The following is an 18,720-nucleotide window of genomic DNA, read 5'->3' as shown; positions in this document are numbered from 1 at the left end:
CTGACCTGCGGATCACGTGGCGTTCGGGGCCTTGCGGGCCTCGAGAGCACGGAAGGTGCTCGCGTGGAACACCAGTGGTTCGACGCCGGGATCGGCACGGAGGGTCTTGATCTCGAGCAGTACGACGGTGTGATCGCCGGCCTGGATCTCGTTGTGGATGGTGCAGGAGAGGTGAGCGGCAGCGTCCGGGACGAAGACCGCCCCGGCGTCGGTGCTCAGCGGCGTGATGCCGTCGAACCGGCGTTCCGACGGCCCGGCGAGCTGCTTGCACACATCGATCTGGTCGCCGGCGAAGACGCTGACCCCGATGGCCGGCGCGGTGCGGATCTGCGGCCACGTCGTCGACGTGTTCTGGACGCACACCGACACCAGCGGCGGGTCGAGCGAGACGGTCGTGAAGGAACTCGCCGCCATTCCGATCAATGTGGTCGAATCTCCCTCACCCCATAGGCAACACACCGCCACGACGCCGGACGGGAAGCAACTGAACGCCTCCCGGAGGGCCTTGGCGTCGGAGACGGGAGCAAGTTCTGGGGTGGTGTCGATGGTCGCTGTCACGGGTCCTCACCTGGCTCGGCGTCCGGCACGGAGTGCGTACACCAGGCCGAGGAGAAAACCCAGGGGCGCGCACATTGTCAGCAGGTAGACGATGGTCGGGGCGGTGTCGCCGTCGGTGACGACCGGGGTCACGAACAGAGCCACGAGAGCGATCAGCCCGATCGCGAAGATCACCATGGCCACGTGCAGCAACCGCGGGGACGTCGTCTTCTGCATGCTCCTACGGTAGTGCACACTCCGGCACGACGATGCCGCACGAGGGTTGTGACGACGTGCGGCACGGTAATGGTGTGACCGCGGGGTGCTGCGTTGGCTACGATGGGGCGCAGCAGGCGCCTTGCATCCGTCTGGGCCCATACGGTCTATCCGCCGTGGGGCTGCGATGGGTCACGGCGTCTTTTGTTGTGACAGGCAGATCTGGGAAAGATCACGACGTACAGATGAGGGTGAGCACAGTGCCGACCGGCAAGGTGAAGTGGTACGACGCGGAGAAGGGCTTCGGCTTCCTCGCTCAGGAGAGCGGCGAGGACGTCTACGTCCGTTCGTCTGCGCTGCCCGAAGGGGTGGAGGCCCTCAAGCCCGGGCAGCGTGTGGAGTTCGGCATGGCTGCCGGTCGCCGCGGCCCGCAGGCGCTGAGCGTCAAGGTTCTCGACCCCGCGCCGAGCGTGTCCAAGAACGTGCGCGAGGCCGCCCGCAAGGACGTCAAGAAGCACACCCCCGACGAGCTGCACGGCATGGTCGCCGATCTGATCACCCTGCTCGAGGGCAAGGTGCAGCCGGACCTGCGCAAGGGGCGTTACCCCGACCGCAAGACCGCGCAGCGCATCTCAGAGGTCGTGCGCGCGGTCGCACGCGAGCTCGAGAGCTGACGCTCGCCCGGGCGGCCCGCAGTGTCAGCCGGACCCGGATGAACTCCGAGAACCGCCCGGTCCTGATGACCGGGCGGTTTCTCATTCTGCGGGTGCGGTCTCGACGGCCAGCTCGCCACGGGGGAGCAGCTCGTCGTTCTGGTCCAGTCGCGCGGACGCCGGGACCACGGTGACACCGAGCAGGACCCGGTCGGGCGTCGACTTGAGCGTCATCGAGTACCTCTCACCGGGGGTGGTGTGTTTGTACTCGACCTCGTCGGCGAGATTGTCGGGGGTCCGGTAGACGGCGAGAAGGTTCCACAGTCCGTCCGCGATCTCGCTCGAGACCGTCAGCATGACGGTGGTCCCCACGGGGACCGGCACCTTGGCCGTCGGTCGCTTGGCGGTGAACTCCGGATCGCAACTCGTCAGCATCAGGTTGCACCACCAGCGCGGCTCGATCGTGTGCAACTGGTCGCCGACCGCGAGGTGCAGATAGGGCTCGTGGTTTTTGTCGTCGTCGCGGGTCAGGAAGAACACCGAGGTGCCGACGACCGCCACGAAAACCACCACGACGATCGCGATGATCGAAAGTGCCTTCTTCTCACCACTGCTGATCACGGTCGGCGATGTCCTGTCTGGTCGGGGGAGTTGCGGTCACCGTGAGGTCGGTCACCGGAGTTCGGGAAAGGCGCCGTCGACGGCATGCGCGCGGTGGACGGTCGCTGGGAGTGCGGCCGGGTCGGCGCCGATCCCGGGCCGGTCCGGCGGGACTGCGGCGAGGCGTCGTCGGAGCCGACGGCCCGGAAGGCGACGGTCGGGGCGGCGTGATCGGGGCGTCGACCACCGAGGCCCGGCACCAGCGACGACCCGCGGGTCGTCATCACCGTCTGGAGCAGGCCGAGTCCGAGGAGAATCGCGACGACGGTGAACCCGATCCACAGGGTCGGCGGCAACAGCACGCCGAGCGAGGCACCGAACACCCACGACAGCTGGAGAACGGTCTCCGAGCGGCCGAAGGCGGAGGCGCGCGATTCGTCGGGCAGGTCGTCCTGGATCGACGAATCGAGGCACACCTTGCCGATCGCGCTGGTCCCCGAGGCGACGAGCGCGGCCACCGCGGCGGCGGCGATGTTGCCGAAGATCGCCGCGAGGACCGCGACGACAAAGCAGGCGGCGGTCGACCACACGATGATGTTCGGCGGGTTCTTCAGCTCCAGTCGTGTGCCGACGCCGTTGCCGACCATGTTGCCCACACCCGCCGCGGCACCGACGGCGCCGAGCAGGAGCAGCTGCGTCCAGTCCGAGGCGTCGCCCTGCTGTGCCTTGGCGTAGAAGGCGATGAACAGCGTCAGGAAGCCGGTGAGGATGCGGATCGTGCCGTTGCCCCAGAGGCCGGCCACCACTGTGCGTCCGAGCGGCTGCCGCATCTTGGCGGCGAGCATCTTCGCGCCCTCACGGGCACCGGACGGCTCGTGTTCGTGGACGGTCGAACGGGCCGGTTCACCGTGGTAGGTCAGCGTCGTCGGGATCTCGCCCTCGGTCGACTCGACCCACGACGGGATACGCATGCACAGGTAGGCGCCGGCCGCGGCGACGATCGCCAGCCACACCATGGCCCCCGGCAGGTGCAGCGGCAGCAGTTTGCCGAGCAGCATCTCGACGAGCGCGGCCACCGCGCCGCCGACGATGGTGCCGCCGATCAGACCGAAGGTGGTCAGGCGGGAGTTGACGCGCGGCAGGTCGATGGTCGGGGGCACCACGCGCGGGGTGACCGCCGATTTGAGCACGCCGAAGGATTTCGACAACACCAGCAGACCCAGCGCGCACGGGTAGAGCACCCACGGGTCGTATTCGAGTTGCTGTGTGGCGTCGTTCCACTGGACGTTCGCCATGATCAGCAGTGCCAGCACGACGCGCAGGCCGAAGGTCGTGGCCATCGCGATGCGACGCCCGCGCTGGAGTCGGTCGAGCAGTGGACCGATCAGCGGGGCGATGAGCGCGAACGGGGCGATCGTCAGTGCCAGGTACAGGGCGACGTTGGTCTTGGATTCACCCGACGCGGCTGCGAAGAACAGGGTGTTGGCCAGCGCGACGGCCATCGCGGCGTCGGCGGCGAAGTTCGCGATCACCGGCAGGGTGAGTGCGGTGAGGCCGGACTGGTCGGCGCCGTCGGCGGTCGCGGCCCGGTGGATCTTGCCGATGCCCTTGCTCGTCAGCTCGCGGCTACGCATCGCGGCGACGCGCATCACGGTGAGTTTCTTGGGCGTTCGCGGCCCGTGTTCGGTGGGCATCGCCCGGGTCGCCGACTCGTCGTGAGGTGGCTGACCTCGGTCGTCGAGCGGCGGCAGGTGCGGATTGTGCGTGGGCGGGGGCAGGTAGGCGTTGCGGCCGGGGCCCGGGCCGGGAGGCGGTCCCCAGCCGGGTGCGGGCCGGCGTCCCCGCATCTGGCGGGTCTCGTCGGCCGGGTAGTTCGCCGACCCGGGGTGCTGTGCGGCGCGACGGCCGCGATCGTCGGTCGGCGGTTGAGGATGCCGGCTCGCAGGACCCCTGGGGGCCCCGCGCCCATCGTCGTGTCGGGAACTCCGTGGGATCACGCCCACGATTGTTCCTCATCTCGTGCCGGTGCCGCTTGAAGCGGGTCGTTGTGTGGCACACGTCGGCGGTATTGCACACTGGAACCGTGACTGACGTAAGGGACGGCGGACGACTGGTGGCGGCCGTCGACATCGCACGAGCCGCGCTGGTCGACGAAGGACAGCAGCCCGGCAAGCATCGGCGCAGCGTCGCCGAGGGCGAGTGGGCTGCCGCGCACTACTTCGACGCCGAGCTCGCAGGCTATCGCGGATGGCAGTGGTGCGTCGTGCTCGCGGGTTCCCCGGGCAGCGACGAGATCACCCTCAGCGAGGTCGTGCTGCTGCCGGGTGACGACTCGCTGCTGGCCCCGCCGTGGGTGCCGTGGGTCGAGCGTGTCGCCGCGGGCGATCTCGCGCCCGGTGATCTGCTGGCCGCCGACCCCGACGATCCGCGTCTGGTGCCCAACCAGATCGACACCAAGGACGAGTTCCGCTTCGACTCCGAGTCCGAGGACCCCGACGACATCGGACAGGTCGCCGGCGAGATCGGCCTGGGTCGACGCCGACTGCTGAGCTACGAAGGACGCGCCGACGCCGCGCAGCGCTGGTACGACGGCGACTTCGGCCCGTCGTCGGAGATGGCCCAGGCCGCCCCGTTCTCCTGCTACACCTGTGGTTTCTACGTGCCCCTCGCGGGTGCGTTGCGTGCCGGGTTCGGTGCCTGCACCAACGAGTACGCGGCCGACGGTCGTGTGGTCTCCGCCGAATACGGCTGCGGTGCACACTCCGACGTCGCGGCTCCCAAGGGCGAGGGTTCACCCGCGTACGACGCCTACGACGACGGCGCGCTCGAGGTCATCACCATCACCCGGGACGCCGAACCGGCGAACTCCTGAACGACACACCACCACACATGAGCGCCGACCCGTTCGGCACCGCCGCACTGCGGTCGTCGACGCTCGACGCCTGGGTGGCCTCGCCGACGCGTCTCGCCGAGGATGCGGCCGCCGAGTCGGATCTGGTGACGGTCGGATACCGCGACCGGTTGCTCACCGAACTGGCCGCCAACGCTGCCGATGCCGCCGCCGAGGCGGGGATGGCCGGGGAGCTCGCCGTCTGGGTGGCCGACGGGGAGTTGCACGTCGCGAACACCGGTGCGCCGCTGACTGCCGAGGGCGTGCGGTCGCTGGCCGCGCTCCGGGTCTCGGCGAAGACGCCCGCCGACGGCCGGATCGGACGGTTCGGAGTCGGATTCACCGCCACCGCAACGGTCGCCGACCGCGTCGAGGTCCGTTCGCGCACCGGGTCGATCGTCTTCGACCGTGCCCTCGCCGAGGATGCTGTGCGCGCGGCCGGACTCTCGGGTGACACCGTTCCGGTCCTGCGACTCGTGTGGCCGTCGGATGTCGGGCCGGCCGAGGGTTTCGACACCGAGGTGGTCCTGAGCCTGCGCGAGCCGTCGGGGCCGCTGATCGAGGCGATGCTCGCCCAGGCTCCCGATCTCGTGGTCGAACTGGCTGCGCTGCAACGGATCACGGTCGACGGTGTGGAGATCACGGTCGAGCGGTCCGCGGGGCCGGAGGTCGAGGACGACGAGGCCTCGTCGGCGATCGTCACCGTGTCCGTGGGCGGCGCCGGCTCTCCGTCGGCTTCTTCGTCGACGCAGCGCTGGCTCGAGGTGACGCGTGGCGGTACGCGCTGGCTCGTCGACGCCGACGGCGGTCCTGCACCCGATCACGACGTGCTGCGCGCACCCACGCCCACCGACATCGAACTGAGCCTGCCGTGCCGGTGCATCACCGATCTCGCGCTCACCCCCGACCGTCGGCATCTCCATCCGCGGGCCGAGATCGCCGATGCCGCAGTCGGTTACGTTGACCTTCTGCTCCTCCTCGACCCGGTGCGTCGTGTGCAGCTGGTGCCGGAGCTGCACCTCGCGCGGAATCGCGACGACGCCAGGTTGATCGAGGCGGTGCGCGAGCAGCTTCGTGACGTCGCGTGGCTGCCGTCGGCCGACGGTGGGGCACTGCTGCCGTCGCGGTCCGTCGTCCTCATCGGGCTCACCGACCGCCTGGCCGAGATCCTCTCCGAACACTTCGCCGACCTCGTCCACCCCGATATCTCACTCGCCCAACACCTTCCGACGCTGGGGCGGCTGGGAGTCGAGGAACTGGGGCTGGCAGCGCTGGCCGAACGACTCGGCGGACTGCAGCACGAACCGTCCTGGTGGCACGACCTGTACGAGGCGCTCGCGCCTCTCGTGTCGACGGGGCGCGAGGTCGAGGAGCTCGGTGCGTTGCCGATCCCACGGTCCGACGGCCGCATGTCGGTCGGGGTCCGCGGCCTGTTCGTGAGCGATCGCATCGCGACGCCGATGCGGTGGATCCCGACCGTGCACCCCGACGCTCGGCACCCCCTGCTCGAACGTCTTGGTGTGCAGGAACTCTCCGCCACCGACGCGCTGGCCGACCCGGCGCTGCGGGTGTTGATCGAGGACATCGACCTCGACGGTTCCGATGACGACGGGCTCGCCGCCGAGATCTGCGCGGTGCTGCGTGCCGATCCCGATGCCGCGGTTCCGCCCTGGCTGGCCACCCTGCCGCTGCTCGACACCGACGGCGAACTCCGTCCCGCCGATGAACTGCTTCTACCCGACAGCCCGCTCTTGTCCGTGCTCGTCGACGATCACCCGTTCGGCGTCGTCGACGACGAGGTCGTATCCGAGTGCGGTGCAGACGAGTTGCGGCGCCTGGGTGTCGGGTGGGGTTTCCTCACCGTCACCGACGAGTTGCCGGTCGGTCCCGACCACGACCTCCCCGACGAGGAGGACTGGTGGGACACGCTGCCCGATGCGCCCGAAAAGCTCACGGCGGTACGCGATCTCGACCTCATCGACGACCGGTCCTGGCCCGATGCGCTGACCATGATGGTGACCGACGAGGACATCGCGCCGCTGCTGTCGGACCGGGACGGGTACACCGCCTGGTGGCTGCGTCGGCACGCCGAGGTCGACGGTTTGCTGCTGGGGGAGTATCGCGCACCGTCGGATGAGATCCTCGCCGGGATCATCGACCCCCTCGACCATCCGCACGCCGACGCGCTGGTCGGTGCGCTTGCCCGTCTGGAACCCGACACCGCCGACGACGCCGCGCTGCTGCTGACCCGCCTCGGCGACCCCGATCGGGACATCTCCGCCGGTGCCGCGGTGGTGGTGCACGCCGCGGTGGTCGCGGCGTGCCGTCGGGGCGCCCTCGATCCGGCGGATGTCGAAGTGCCCGAACGGGTCCGGACCATCGCAGGCGCCGTCACCGACCGCGCGGTGGTCGTCGACCAGCCCTGGTTGCTGCAGGCCCTGCCCGACGCCGAGGCGGTGCTCGCCGGACCGATGATCACCCCGGCCGACGCAGAGACGCTCGCGACGCTGCTCGACCTGCCGCTCGGTTCGGAGGAGTACACCGCCACCGTCCGCGACCCCGGTGACGCCGCGACCTGGGCGCACCCCGAGGCGGTACGTTTCGGTGCCGAACGCGGGGTGGAGGTCCCACGCGGCCAGGTGCGGTTGCACGACGAGTTGTGGATCTCGTTGCGCTCTGCGGACTCCCGGCGGGACGTCCGCGTTCGCTGGTGGGTCGAGGACGGGGTGACGCACCTCGAGCGGCGTGAAACCCCAGAATCCTGAAGCCCGACTGATGTCGCGCGCGACATCGATCCGGAGCCGCGACATCGGCCGATGTCGCTGGGCCCGAACGACATCGCGCGCGACTTCGATCGGGGTGGCGCTCCGCTCGCTCCCTGAGGTGTGAGGAGCGATAGCGACGAGCCTCGAGAGGGCCTGCGACGCATCGCACCTCAGCCGGTGGATTCACCTACCCCGCGTCGATCCCGGCCGTGAGGATGCTCGCGAGCTGGCGGTACGCGGCGGCGTCGTCGAGGCCGGTGGCGGCCCAGACCTCGCGGCGTTGGATACGGCTCATCATCGACGCGGCGAGGTCGGCGGCGAAGGCGGCGTCGACGTTGCGGAAATCGCCCGCGGCGACACCGTCGGCGATCAGCTTCTGTACCCGGGTGGCGGCTGCGGCGGTGTTGAGTTCGTACAGCGAGCGGGTGGGGGTGAACGCGTCGAGATCGCGCATGAACGCCTCTGATGCCGGCGACAGTGCCTCGCCGACGGCGACGAGGTAGGCGATGACCCGCTCGCGGGGACTGTCCGACGCCGCGACCCGTGCCTCGACCTGCTCGGTCGCGGTGCGGAAGAAGTGGGTTACGGTGGCGGTGACCAGCTGTTCCTTGCTCGCCGCGAGTGTGTAGAGCGTGGACTTGGAGCAGCGCAGCTCGGCGGCGAGGTCGGCGATGGACAGGTGGGCGAAGCCGTCGCGCAGGATCAGTTCGAGCAGGGCGTCGAACAGGGCGGCACGACGCCGCGTCGCGAACCCCTCGCGTGGCATAGGACTCCTCACCGATGACGTCAGCTGTACTGACCGCTTCCGAAATAGTACTGTGCAGAGGACTTGAGTACTAGTTCAGTTACCTGAGCTCTTTCACCTGGAGGTATCGATGCCGGTCGACCGTCTGCTCCCTAACGACGAGGCGCGCGACCTGATCGCGTTGGTCCGCGACATCGCCGACAAGCGGATGAAGCCCATCGTCGACCAGCACGAGAAGGACCGTCAGTACCCGGACGGACTGTTCGCCGAGCTCGGTGAGGCCGGCCTCCTCGGCCTCCCGTACCCGACCGAGTGGGACGGCGGCGGCCAGTCGTACGAGGTCTACCTGCAGGTGCTCGAAGAGCTCGGCGCGCGCTGGGCGTCGGTCGCCGTCGCGGTCAGTGTGCACGGTCTCGCGTGCCATCCGCTGTTCAACTTCGGTACCGAGGAACAGAAGCAGCGCTGGCTCCCGGACCTGTTGAACGGCAAGCTGATCGGTGCGTACAGCCTGAGTGAGCCGCAGGCCGGTTCCGACGCCGCGGCCCTCGCGTGCCGCGCGACCCCGACCGACGGCGGCTACACGATGACCGGCTCCAAGGCGTGGATCACCCACGGCGGCATCGCCGACGTCTACAACGTCTTCGCGCGTACCGGCGAGGGTTCGAAGGGCATCTCCTGCCTGTTCGTCGCCCGTGACACGGACGGCCTGACCTTCGGCAAGCCCGAGGACAAGATGGGTCTGCACGCGGTCCCGACCACCGGCGCGTCGTACGACAACGCCTTCATCGACGAGGACCGTCGCCTCGGTGCCGAGGGGCAGGGTCTGCAGATCGCGTTCTCCGCCCTGGACTCCGGGCGGCTGGGCATCGCGGCGGTGGCGACCGGTCTGGCGCAGGCCGCCCTCGACGCGGCCGTCGACTACGCGCAGGAGCGAGCTGCGTTCGGCCGCAAGATCATCGACCATCAGGGACTGTCGTTCGTGCTGGCCGACATGGCTGCCGCCGTCGATTCGGCGCGTGCCACCTACCTCGACGCGGCGCGTCGTCGTGATGCGGGCATGGACTACTCGCGTGCCGCGGCCACCGCGAAGCTCGTCGCGACCGATGCCGCCATGAAGGTCACCACCGATGCGGTGCAGGTCTTCGGCGGCTACGGCTACACCCGCGACTTCCCGGTCGAGCGCTACATGCGCGAGGCCAAGATCACGCAGATCTTCGAGGGCACCAACCAGATCCAGCGTCTCGTGATCGGGCGTGCGCTCGCGAAGTGACGTCTCGGCGTAGCCCGGACCCGCTGCAGACCGGCGACCTCCCGCTTCGCACCGACCCACTCAACGCCGGTTGAGCCGATACCGAGCGAAGCGAGGCGTCGTGTCCCCATGCCGGTTGAGCCGACACCGAGCGAAGCGAGGCGTCGCGTCGAAACCCGACGCACCAGCAGATGCGCGTGGGCCACGCGCTCATCGGTCGAGGTAGTAGAACGCGCGGCCGTCGAGCCGACGGAAACGCGGTCCACCGAGCTTGATGAGCAGCTTGAGGATGCCGGGGATGCGGGCGAACACCACCTCGCGGTCGGCGCCGGACAGGCCCTTGACCATCATCGGGCTCATCTTCAGCATCTCGCCGAGGCCCGACTGCTTGCTCATCTTGGCCTCGAACTCCTCCCAGTCGTGCAACGTCATCCGGCGCTGCACGATGGCGATCGCGTCGGTCTCCTCGTGGGCGAGATGATCACCGAGGATCGACTGCGCCCGGACGAGTGTGGCGGTCAGTGCCGAACGGGTCTGCTCGTCGGGGTGGGCGGCCATCGTCGTGAAGCCGGCGTTGCACTCCTCGAGGAGCGGATCGATCTGGTCGTGTTCGGCGTCCATCGCCTCGAGGACCAGCTTCTCGGTCTCGTCGCAGCGTTCCTCGAGCAGCGGCCACAGTTCGACGTCCTCACCGTTGTGGTGGTGATGCAGCGCGACCGCGAACATCGTCCAGCGATCGGCGAGCGCCCGCCACGTGCCGGCGTCGTCGAGCTTGGTGCGGGGGACGGCGGCGGCGAAGTCGGCGAGGTCGCGCCGGAAGGCGTGGTGAAGGACGTACATCATGAACGGATCGATCGACCCGACGGGTGCGGCGGCCTGGCCGGGGAGACGGAGCTGGATCGGGAGCGCGGTGGCGGCGGGGTGGGTCGTCATCGGGTGGTCCTCATCTTCAAATGGTGTTGGGGCTGACGGTGACCACTGTCGTTCTCGTCGCTTGCAGCGGACTTGAAGACGGCTTGAGCTCCGGATCTCGGCAGGTCACGAGCTCTATGGCGTCGGTCGGACGAATGCTTGTGTCGCCGGGCTAGGGTCGGAGAAGTCAGATTCGGGCGTGCTGCCGGCACGACCGCGGAGAGGAAGGTCGGACCGATGTTCCTGTCGCCGACGACGATCGACGAGAACGTGTGGGACTGGGTCGTCCAGAACCGGTCCGAGCCGTGGATCACGATCGCCGAAGTGATCACGATCCTGGGCAACACCCTGGTGCTGACCACGCTCACCGTCCTGGCGGTGGTCGGGCTGGCTGCCGCCGGCCGCCGCGTCGACGCCGTGTACGTTGGCGTCGGAACGATCTTGGGCTATGCGCTGATGCAGGGACTCAAGTTCGGGTTCGCGCGCAACCGGCCGCCGATCGAAGATCGCCTGCTGAACATCGACTCGTTCTCCTACCCGTCGGGCCACGCGATGATGACGATGATCGTGTTCGGTCTCTGCGCGGTCGCGGCCTACCGCTGTTTCGTGTGGGTACGCGAGAACCGGTGGATTCTGCTGCTCGCGCCGCTGTTGTCGATCCTGGTGGGACTCACCCGGATCGTGCTCGGGGTGCACTGGACGACGGACGTGGTGTCCGGTTGGGTGATCGGCGTGCTGTGGGTCGCGTTGTGCACCTGGGGGCTGGCGCGGTACGAATCGCGGAGGCGTACAGACGTTCCCGCCGACGCGGGCTGACCGGGGGATTCGTCCGCGCGGGGGATAGTCCGGATGTGTGCGACTGGGATTGACTGTGGTGATGTCGCATCCGGGTCCGCCGTCCGATGGGGATGACCCGCGGCCCGATGAGTCCCCCACGACCATCCAGCCCGCGCGTCCCACCGTCGTGCCCGGGGTGTCGCTGAACCAGGGTGCGCCGCAGGACCCGAATGCGACGACGCCTTCCGGGCGGATCCCGGCACAGCCGGATCCGTTTGCGGCGACGCAGATCGGTCCCGTGCCGTATGACGCCACGCCGACAGTGACACCGACGGGGCCGAACCCGTATCCCGGTATGGCTCCACCAACGGTTCGGCCCGGGATGACACCGCCGATGGGTCCGCCCGGAATGCCCCCGCCCGGATACCCGGCGCCGGGCTATCCGCCGCCCGGGTGGCAACCGCCGCCACTGCCGCGCTCGAACACCAGGGCGTACCTGATCGCCGGCGTCGCACTCGTCTGCGTGCTGGCGCTCGTGATAGGCGGGGTCGTGTGGTGGAAGTCGACGCAATCGAACGAACCAGAACTCGTCGCCGGCCAGTTGACCGGCTCGTACCCCTCAGTGCCGGCCGCGGCGTGGTCGATCAGCGCAGCGTCGATGGGTGGCGAGAAGTTCAACTCGGTGATCCCGTCAGAAGGGCGGTACAGCGCACTCGGCGCGCTCACCGACGGGGAGACGCTGGTGACACTCGTCGGCGGCGAGTTCACCGGCGTGCACACCCAGTGGGCAGTCGGTGTCGACGCCAGGACCGGCGATCGCTGGCGGTTCGACCGGCCGGTACGGCATTGCGCGGACAGGATCGTCGATCACACGATCGTCTGTGGTGGAGACGGCGACCTGCACTTCATCGACACCCGGACGGGTCAGGCCGTCGCGAGCGTGACTGCGCCGTCGCGCTCGGAAGCGCTGGCCTACAACGGGGATGCGGCTTTCATCGGAGAGTACGTATCGGACCCTCGCTCGGTCGTCGTCCACAAGGTCACACCTGACGGTGTGCAATGGTCGCGGTCGGTGGGCACACTCCCACAACCGGCGACCGGTAGTGGCGACTCCTCATATTTCACCGCCACGGACGAGGCGGTGGTGAGCACCGGGCTGATCGTGTTCGCGGTGTCGGCGGATGATGGAGAGAACCTCTTCGCAGAGACCGGTGGTTCCAGCGAGATCGGCGAATTCGACAACGGGACCCTGGCCGTTCAGGTCGGCACCCCCGACGGATTCACACTGACAGATCACCGAGTCGTGATGATCCGACCGGACAATTCCACGTCGGAGCTTCCCGGGGCGCACGTGATGGTCCCCGAAGTTGCGACCCCGAATCAGAGCCGACGGGTGTTCCTCGACGGCAAGTACGTCGACTCTCGTGACGGCACGCCGGTGTGGACCGCCCCGATCCCGGAGGCGGGCGCTTTCGGGTCGCGCGTTGTCGTCGCGGACGACCGTGAGGTGGTCCTCTACGACAGAACGACCAATCGGTTCGTCGCACTCGACACTGAAACCGGACGACAGATATGGGCCTTCGACGCCCTGGGCTCGTCCGCTGCGAGTGGTCACGCCGTCACCGACGGCGAACGACTCATCGCGGCCACGTCCGATGGTGGGGTCAGCGCACTGGATCTCGTGACGGGCGCGCCGACGTGGACACTTCCGCCCGCGGTCATCGGGAATGCGTCGGCAGAACAGGGGCGGGTTCTCACCTTTGCCATCGGCGATCGTCTGGTGACGTTGAGCGAGAACACGATCACCGGATTCGCTCCGACTGGGCCGGCTGCGATCGTGCCCGGTGCAACGCGCCCGTCGAACGGCACTGCCGGACCGACGTACGTGACTCCGTGCGGGTCCCCACCGACCTTCGAGCCGCAGACCTTCCGCACCGCCGCGGGCGGTCTCGTCGTGACGATGAAGGTCACCGCGACATGCCCCGGCGGCGACGTCCTGTACGGGCCGCAAACCAGGATCACCGTCTCCGACGGCAACGGGCTCATCGCGTCGGGCAACTTCGACTTCCAGCGCTCGCCGGTCGCGATCCCGTCATCTGACGGGGGAGGCTCGCTCACGATGGAGCTGACGTATCCGGCAGGGAGCTTCTTCCGGTTGCCCGACACCCTGAACGGGAGCGACTCGAGCTCGGGTTCAGGTGGCTCGGGTTCAGGTGGCTCGGGTTCCGGTGGCGGACAGTACCTCGTCGAATGCGAGAAGGGCCCGACACCGGGACCTGCACCGGCGTTGAGCGTGCCGGACTCGGGGGTGTCGTCGGTGTCTTCGGTGGCCACCGGGGCGGCGTTTCCGGCGGGCTCTGATGTGACCGCGACCAGCGTCAGCGCCTTGCGACTCCAGGCCGACGCGGATCGCGCGTTCATCCTGGCGAATCTCGACAACAGGTGGGTCGCGCAGCTCAGTTCCAAGCGTCCGGGTCTGGTCGCCGAGGGTCGTACCTGGACCGACCAGGCGATCCTCGACGAGTTCCTCGCACTTCGCCTGCGGTTCAACGATGTTCGATTGCTGTGGAGCGACGAATGGCCGGTGTTCTCGTACCAGGGCTGGTGGGTGACGGTGGCTGCGGCGACGTTCCCGGGTCCGGTGGAGGCGAACAACTGGTGCCGAAGCCAGGGCTTCGACCCCGACCATTGCTTCGCCAAACTGGTCAGCACCACGGCCGGACCGGACGGCTCGACGCGGTACTGGAAGTAGCCACCGGGAAGGGGTCTCCGCGATACGGTCGGGGAATGGATTTCTCTCCGTCACCACGGTCCGCCGACCTCACCGAGCGAGTGCGGGCGTTCGTCACCAACGAGATCGAACCCGTCGAATCCCGGATTCACCAGGACATCAAGGAACGTCGCGAGGGCGACGGCGATCCCTGGACGCCGTCGCCGATCATCGCCGAACTGCAGGCGAAAGCACGTTCTGAGGGTCTGTGGAATCTGTTCCTCCCGGCTGCCCACGCCGGACGCTACGCCGCCGACTTCGGGACCGACGGGGGAGAGGGCCTGTCCAACGTCGACTACGCCCCGATCGCCGAGGCGATGGGATCGTCGGCGCTGTCGCCGGTCATCTTCAACTGCAACGCCCCCGACACCGGGAACATGGAAGTCCTGCTGCGTTACGGCTCCGAGGAGCAGCGCGAGCGCTGGCTGGAGCCGCTGCTGCGGGCCGACATTCGCAGCGCCTTCTGCATGACCGAGCCCGCCGTCGCGTCGTCGGATGCCACCAACATGGCGGCGTCGGCCGTGCTCGACGGCGACGACGTGGTCATCAACGGCACCAAGTGGTTCTCCACCGGTGTCGGGCACCCCGACTGCAAGGTCCTGATCTTCATGGGCGTCACCGACGCCGAGGCCGACCGCAAGTCGCGGCACACCATGGTCCTCATCCCGATCGACGCCCCCGGCGTGAAGGTCGACCGGATGCTCACCACCATGGGCTATTTCGATGAGCCGTTCGGCCACGGCGAGGTGTCCTTCACCGACGTGCGCGTCCCGGCGTCGAACATCCTCCTGGGACCGGGCCGCGCCTTCGAGATCGCCCAGGGCCGTCTCGGGCCGGGACGCGTCCATCACTGCATGCGCGCCATCGGCCTGGCCGAACGCGCACTGGAACTCGGTGTCCGACGCGCACTTTCGCGCGAGGCGTTCGGTAAGCAGCTCGCCCGGCTCGGCGGCAACAGCGAACGGATCGCCGACGCTCGCATCGCGATCAACCGCTCGCGACTGCTGGTTCACCATGCCGCCTGGCTGCTCGACCAGGGTATGTCGCGGGAGGCGTTGTCGGCGGTCAGCGAGATCAAGGTCGAGGTGCCCAACATGGCACTCGACGTCATCGACATGGCCATCCAGCTGCACGGTGGCGCCGGTCTCACCGACGACTTCCCGCTCGCGCAGGCCTGGGTGGGTGCACGCTCACTCCGACTGGCCGACGGCCCGGATGAGGTGCACCGCAACGTCGTTGCGCGCCTGGAACTCGGCAAGTACCGCTGACCGCGGCCGTCCACACATCCACGAACGAGAAGGGTGAACTCCCACAATGGCTGACCAGGTGACCGAGGCGCGCGAGGTCCGGGACGAGGATGCGTTCGACGTCGAGGCGGTGGCATCGTGGCTGCGGTCCGCGGCGCCGGACGTCGACGGGCTCGACGCGGTGCCCGAGGTGCGGCAATTCGCCGGTGGCGCTTCCAATCTCACCTTCCTGCTGCGGTATCCGACCCGGGACCTGATCCTGCGTCGGGCACCGCGCGGCACCAAGGCGCGCGGCGCGCACGACATGCGCCGCGAATACCGGATCCAGTCCGAACTCTCCGGGGTGATCCGCTACATCGCACCGATGATCGCCTTCTGCGACGACGAGTCGGTCCTCGGCGCCGACTTCTACGTGATGGGGCGCATCGACGGTGTCATCCCGCGCAAGGAGTGGCCGTCCGACGTCCCGCTCGACGCCGATCAGGCCCGGCAACTGTGCTTCAACTTCATCGACACGCTGGTCGAGGTTCACTCGGTCGACCCGTCGAAGACCGGTCTCGGCGACCTCGGCAAGGGACTCGGATACGTCCGACGGCAGGTCGACGGCTGGACGACGCGGTTCCGTAACGCGCACACCGACGACGTTCCCGATTTCGAGACGGCGATGGCGTGGCTGGCCGACAACCAGCCCGAGGACGTCGCGAACTGCGTGATACACAACGACTTCAAGCTCGACAACGTCGTGCTCGACAAGGACGACCCGACGAAGGTCATCGGCATCCTCGACTGGGAGATGGCCACCCTCGGTGACCCGTTGATGGATCTCGCGGGATCGATGGCGTACTGGATTCAGGCCGACGACTCCGACGAGCTGCAACTCATGCGCCGTGTCCCGACGAACCTGCCGGGCATGATCACGCGCGCCGAGTTCGTCGAACGATACTGCGAGCGCATGGGTTTCGAGATGTCGCCGGAGCGGTGGCGGTGGTACGAGGCGTTCGGACTCTTCCGGGCCGTGGTCATCGCCCAGCAGATCTACTACCGCTACTACCACGGGCAGACCACCAACAAGGAGTTCGAACGACTGGGTTTCGCGGTGGGCATCATCGGAAAACGTCTGAACGAGATCGTCGCCGGCTGACCGTCGCGGAGGGCTCGCCTTCGCGCGTCTCTACGGTGATCACGTGACAGCCTCGCCACGTTCGATCGCGCCCCTGTACCTCGCTGGTTTCACCACCGCCTTCGGCGCCCACGGGGTCGCGACGGTTCTCGGCTCCGAGACCGACGACATCGGACTGTCGCTGCTGGGTCTGGGACTCGTCCTCGCGTTGTATGACCTCGCCGAGGTGATCCTCAAACCCCTGTTCGGGGCTCTGAGTGACCGCATCGGGGCCAAACCGGTGATCCTGGGCGGGCTGATCGCCTTCGCTCTGGCGTCGTTGATCGGCGTGGCGACCGCGACGCCGCTGGCTCTCGCGCTCGCGCGGCTCGGTCAGGGCGCCGCGGCGTCCGCGTTCTCGCCCGCCTCGTCGGCGGCGGTGGCCCGCCTGGCGGGGCGAGAACGGTTGGGGCACTACTTCGGTCGCTACGGCGCGTGGAAGAGCCTGGGCTACGTGTTCGGGCCCCTGCTCGGCGTCGGCCTCGTATACCTCGGCGGGATTCGGACGCTCTACGTGGCATTGGCCGTCCTCGGGCTCGCCGCCGCGGTCTGGGTGGCCGTCGCATTGCCTGCGCCACCCGTGCGGCCCCGGCAGCGGTACACCCTCGCCGACCTCGCCCGTCAGACGACCGAACGTGGCTTCCTGATCCCCACGATGCTGCTCGCGACCACGACGGCGATTCTCGGTGTCGCCGTGGGCTTCCTGCCGCTGCTGGCCTCGCGCGAGAACCTGCCGCCGATCGTCGGCGCGGCCGCGGTCGCGGTCCTGGCGCTGGTGTCCGCCGCAGTCCAGCCGATGGTCGGGCGGTATAGGGACGAGGGCCGGTTGACCGTCCGAAGCGGCGCCCCGGCCGGAATGGCCGTCGGCGCCGCGGCCTTGGTACTCGTCGGTTTCGTCCCGCATACCGCGACATTGCTGATCGCCGCGGCGGCGATCGGCGTGATGGTCGGGGGTGTCGCGCCGCTCGCCTTCTCCCATCTCGCCGACTCGACACCCGATGAGCGGATGGGCCGGACCATGGGCAACGCCGAACTCGGACGCGAGGTGGGTGATGCCGGGGGGCCGTTGCTGGTCGGGGCTATCGCGACGGTGGCAACCCTGCCCATTGCGCTGTGCTCGCTGGCGGTGGCCGCGCTCGGCGTCGGCGTCACGAGTCGACGGGCCTTGCGCTCATCCGGGGACGGGTCGTAGGCCGCCGGTCCCGGATTCGCTTTCGTCGACACCGCGCCCTCTGCTAGTCATATATGAAACATGATTGGGGGACAGCGTGAGTGCAACGACGATCGTGCTGATCGTTCTCGGGGTGTTGGTAGTGCTCGGCGTGCTCGGGATCATCGCGCTGTTCGTGCTCCACGGGCTGGCCGGCAACCCCGGCCGCTTCGCGGTGCGGGACATGTCGCTCGACGACGTCGACGACCACATCGCGCGCAAGGCGTCGTTCGCGATCACGCTGCAGGAGACGACGCCGCTGTCGCGTCGAGAGGTGTGGGAGCGGCTCACCGAGGCCGAATACCTTTCGAGCCTGCCGTTCCTCACCGGCCCGAAGTGGATCACCGCCGAGCCGGGTGCCGTCGCCGTCGGATCGAAGCGGACGATGTCGGGGACCATCCTGTCGGTCGAGCAGCGGGTCGCGGCGGTCACCGAGCGGGAACAGCTCGTGCTGATCGGCACCGGCATCTCGTTGCCGTTCGCGATCAAGAACTTCGCCGAACGGTTCACCATCACCGACGGCGCGCGGCTCAATACCATCACGGTGACGTGGGAGATCGCCGGATCGCCGCGGTGGGTCGGGTTCCTTCCGTGGCGGTGGGGTGTGCCGTTCATCAGGCCGGTGCTCGCGTTTGTCCTGCGTCACGTTCTCCGGCTCAAGGCGTTCCGCCGGCCGAAAGCAGGGGAGCTCCACGGCGACGCGTCGGAAACCCCCGACTCGATCTAGTCGAGCCCTTCCTGCGCACCACGGTCGCCGCGTCGTACGCCTGCCCGCTGTACCAGCACGATCGTCGTGCCGAGCAGCCCCACGCCGAGCCCCACGAGACAGATCTGTAAAGCGCTGCCGCCGCCCAGATCGGTCACCGCGACGACCACCGTCGCGACCAGCCAGGCCACCATCCCGACCACGATCACCGGCTCGGGAGCACGCAGCGCGCGGGGGAGTTCGGGGATGTCGACTGTATCCGGCATGGGACAAAGAGTAGCTTT

General features: G+C 68.5%; 17 protein-coding genes. 10 read left to right on the top strand and 7 right to left on the bottom strand.

Features of this window, described 5'->3' with window-relative positions:
• Positions 1-12: 12 nt before the first annotated feature.
• Positions 13-558, bottom strand: a complete 546-nt coding sequence (locus BLU62_RS17000; protein WP_074850918.1) for a flavin reductase family protein — start codon at positions 556-558, stop codon at positions 13-15.
• Positions 559-564: 6 nt separating this feature from the next.
• Positions 565-774 carry a hypothetical protein gene (locus BLU62_RS16995; RefSeq protein ID WP_074850916.1) on the bottom strand — a complete coding sequence of 70 codons (210 nt, stop codon included), beginning with the start codon at positions 772-774 and terminating at the stop codon, positions 565-567.
• A gap of 239 nt (positions 775-1,013) precedes the next feature.
• On the opposite strand from BLU62_RS16995, the gene BLU62_RS16990 reads away from it, so the two are divergent.
• Entirely contained in the window at positions 1,014-1,427 is a 414-nt protein-coding gene (locus BLU62_RS16990; RefSeq protein ID WP_074850914.1) for a cold-shock protein, read from the top strand.
• Between the two features lie 81 nt (positions 1,428-1,508).
• On the opposite strand, the gene BLU62_RS16985 is transcribed toward BLU62_RS16990, so the two are convergent.
• Positions 1,509-2,027, bottom strand: a complete 519-nt coding sequence (locus tag BLU62_RS16985) for a DUF2771 family protein (protein WP_074850912.1) — start codon at positions 2,025-2,027, stop codon at positions 1,509-1,511.
• On the bottom strand, positions 2,024-4,003 hold the full coding sequence (locus tag BLU62_RS16980; RefSeq protein ID WP_074852967.1) for an MFS transporter: 1,980 nt from the start codon (positions 4,001-4,003) through the stop codon (positions 2,024-2,026). Before BLU62_RS16980 ends, BLU62_RS16985 begins: the two co-directional genes overlap by 4 nt.
• An 86-nt stretch (positions 4,004-4,089) precedes the next feature.
• On the opposite strand from BLU62_RS16980, the gene BLU62_RS16975 reads away from it, so the two are divergent.
• Together BLU62_RS16975 and BLU62_RS16970 are read left to right on the top strand one after the other, a co-directional pair.
• Positions 4,090-4,878, top strand: coding sequence for a DUF3027 domain-containing protein (locus BLU62_RS16975; RefSeq protein WP_074850909.1), 789 nt, complete (start codon positions 4,090-4,092; stop codon positions 4,876-4,878).
• A gap of 17 nt (positions 4,879-4,895) precedes the next feature.
• Positions 4,896-7,661 (top strand): sacsin N-terminal ATP-binding-like domain-containing protein, encoded by a 2,766-nt coding sequence (locus BLU62_RS16970; RefSeq protein ID WP_074850907.1) that lies wholly within the window; start codon positions 4,896-4,898, stop codon positions 7,659-7,661.
• A gap of 187 nt (positions 7,662-7,848) precedes the next feature.
• Here the strand turns inward: BLU62_RS16970 and BLU62_RS16965 are convergent, their stop codons facing one another.
• Positions 7,849-8,427 (bottom strand): TetR/AcrR family transcriptional regulator, encoded by a 579-nt coding sequence (locus BLU62_RS16965; protein ID WP_074850905.1) that lies wholly within the window; start codon positions 8,425-8,427, stop codon positions 7,849-7,851.
• Positions 8,428-8,536: 109 nt separating this feature from the next.
• On the opposite strand from BLU62_RS16965, the gene BLU62_RS16960 reads away from it, so the two are divergent.
• Positions 8,537-9,676 carry an acyl-CoA dehydrogenase family protein gene (locus BLU62_RS16960; RefSeq protein ID WP_074850903.1) on the top strand — a complete coding sequence of 380 codons (1,140 nt, stop codon included), beginning with the start codon at positions 8,537-8,539 and terminating at the stop codon, positions 9,674-9,676.
• Positions 9,677-9,865: 189 nt separating this feature from the next.
• Here the strand turns inward: BLU62_RS16960 and BLU62_RS16955 are convergent, their stop codons facing one another.
• Positions 9,866-10,588: a hemerythrin domain-containing protein gene (locus tag BLU62_RS16955; RefSeq protein ID WP_074850901.1), complete on the bottom strand. Its 723-nt coding sequence runs from the start codon at positions 10,586-10,588 to the stop codon at positions 9,866-9,868.
• A gap of 216 nt (positions 10,589-10,804) precedes the next feature.
• Here BLU62_RS16955 and BLU62_RS16950 point away from each other — a divergent pair, with 216 nt between their 5' ends.
• The 6 genes from BLU62_RS16950 (at position 10,805) to BLU62_RS16925 (ending at position 18,457) form a co-directional block, all read left to right on the top strand.
• On the top strand, positions 10,805-11,383 hold the full coding sequence (locus BLU62_RS16950) for a phosphatase PAP2 family protein (RefSeq protein WP_074850900.1): 579 nt from the start codon (positions 10,805-10,807) through the stop codon (positions 11,381-11,383).
• Between the two features lie 61 nt (positions 11,384-11,444).
• Positions 11,445-14,096 (top strand): outer membrane protein assembly factor BamB family protein, encoded by a 2,652-nt coding sequence (locus tag BLU62_RS16945; RefSeq protein WP_074852966.1) that lies wholly within the window; start codon positions 11,445-11,447, stop codon positions 14,094-14,096.
• A gap of 35 nt (positions 14,097-14,131) precedes the next feature.
• Entirely contained in the window at positions 14,132-15,382 is a 1,251-nt protein-coding gene (locus BLU62_RS16940) for an acyl-CoA dehydrogenase family protein (RefSeq protein ID WP_074850898.1), read from the top strand.
• 46 nt (positions 15,383-15,428) lie between these two features.
• Positions 15,429-16,502: a phosphotransferase family protein gene (locus BLU62_RS16935; RefSeq protein ID WP_074850896.1), complete on the top strand. Its 1,074-nt coding sequence runs from the start codon at positions 15,429-15,431 to the stop codon at positions 16,500-16,502.
• A gap of 43 nt (positions 16,503-16,545) precedes the next feature.
• A complete protein-coding gene (locus BLU62_RS16930) occupies positions 16,546-17,712 on the top strand; it encodes an MFS transporter (protein WP_074850894.1) in 1,167 nt (388 codons plus the stop codon).
• 76 nt (positions 17,713-17,788) lie between these two features.
• A complete protein-coding gene (locus BLU62_RS16925) occupies positions 17,789-18,457 on the top strand; it encodes a hypothetical protein (protein ID WP_074850892.1) in 669 nt (222 codons plus the stop codon).
• On the opposite strand, the gene BLU62_RS16920 is transcribed toward BLU62_RS16925, so the two are convergent.
• Entirely contained in the window at positions 18,454-18,702 is a 249-nt protein-coding gene (locus BLU62_RS16920; protein ID WP_074850890.1) for a DUF2530 domain-containing protein, read from the bottom strand. The genes BLU62_RS16925 and BLU62_RS16920 overlap by 4 nt on opposite strands.
• Between the last annotated feature and the right edge of the window lie 18 nt (positions 18,703-18,720).

Origin of the sequence: Gordonia westfalica, assembly GCF_900105725.1 — a bacterium.
Taxonomy (GTDB): Bacteria; Actinomycetota; Actinomycetes; order Mycobacteriales; family Mycobacteriaceae; genus Gordonia; species Gordonia westfalica.
This window is presented reverse-complemented; position numbering and strand designations above follow the sequence as displayed.

Bases quoted from the DNA above. Each gene is read 5' to 3' on its own strand.
- BLU62_RS16935 (WP_074850896.1), top strand. From the start codon at position 15,429: ATGGCTGACCAGGTGACCGAGGCGCGCGAGGTCCGGGACGAGGATGCG.
- BLU62_RS16955 (WP_074850901.1), bottom strand. From the start codon at position 10,588: ATGACGACCCACCCCGCCGCCACCGCGCTCCCGATCCAGCTCCGTCTC.
- BLU62_RS16920 (WP_074850890.1), bottom strand. From the start codon at position 18,702: ATGCCGGATACAGTCGACATCCCCGAACTCCCCCGCGCGCTGCGTGCT.
- BLU62_RS16960 (WP_074850903.1), top strand. From the start codon at position 8,537: ATGCCGGTCGACCGTCTGCTCCCTAACGACGAGGCGCGCGACCTGATC.
- BLU62_RS16945 (WP_074852966.1), top strand. From the start codon at position 11,445: ATGTCGCATCCGGGTCCGCCGTCCGATGGGGATGACCCGCGGCCCGAT.
- BLU62_RS16940 (WP_074850898.1), top strand. From the start codon at position 14,132: ATGGATTTCTCTCCGTCACCACGGTCCGCCGACCTCACCGAGCGAGTG.
- BLU62_RS16970 (WP_074850907.1), top strand. From the start codon at position 4,896: ATGAGCGCCGACCCGTTCGGCACCGCCGCACTGCGGTCGTCGACGCTC.
- BLU62_RS16995 (WP_074850916.1), bottom strand. From the start codon at position 774: ATGCAGAAGACGACGTCCCCGCGGTTGCTGCACGTGGCCATGGTGATC.
- BLU62_RS16965 (WP_074850905.1), bottom strand. From the start codon at position 8,427: ATGCCACGCGAGGGGTTCGCGACGCGGCGTCGTGCCGCCCTGTTCGAC.
- BLU62_RS16950 (WP_074850900.1), top strand. From the start codon at position 10,805: ATGTTCCTGTCGCCGACGACGATCGACGAGAACGTGTGGGACTGGGTC.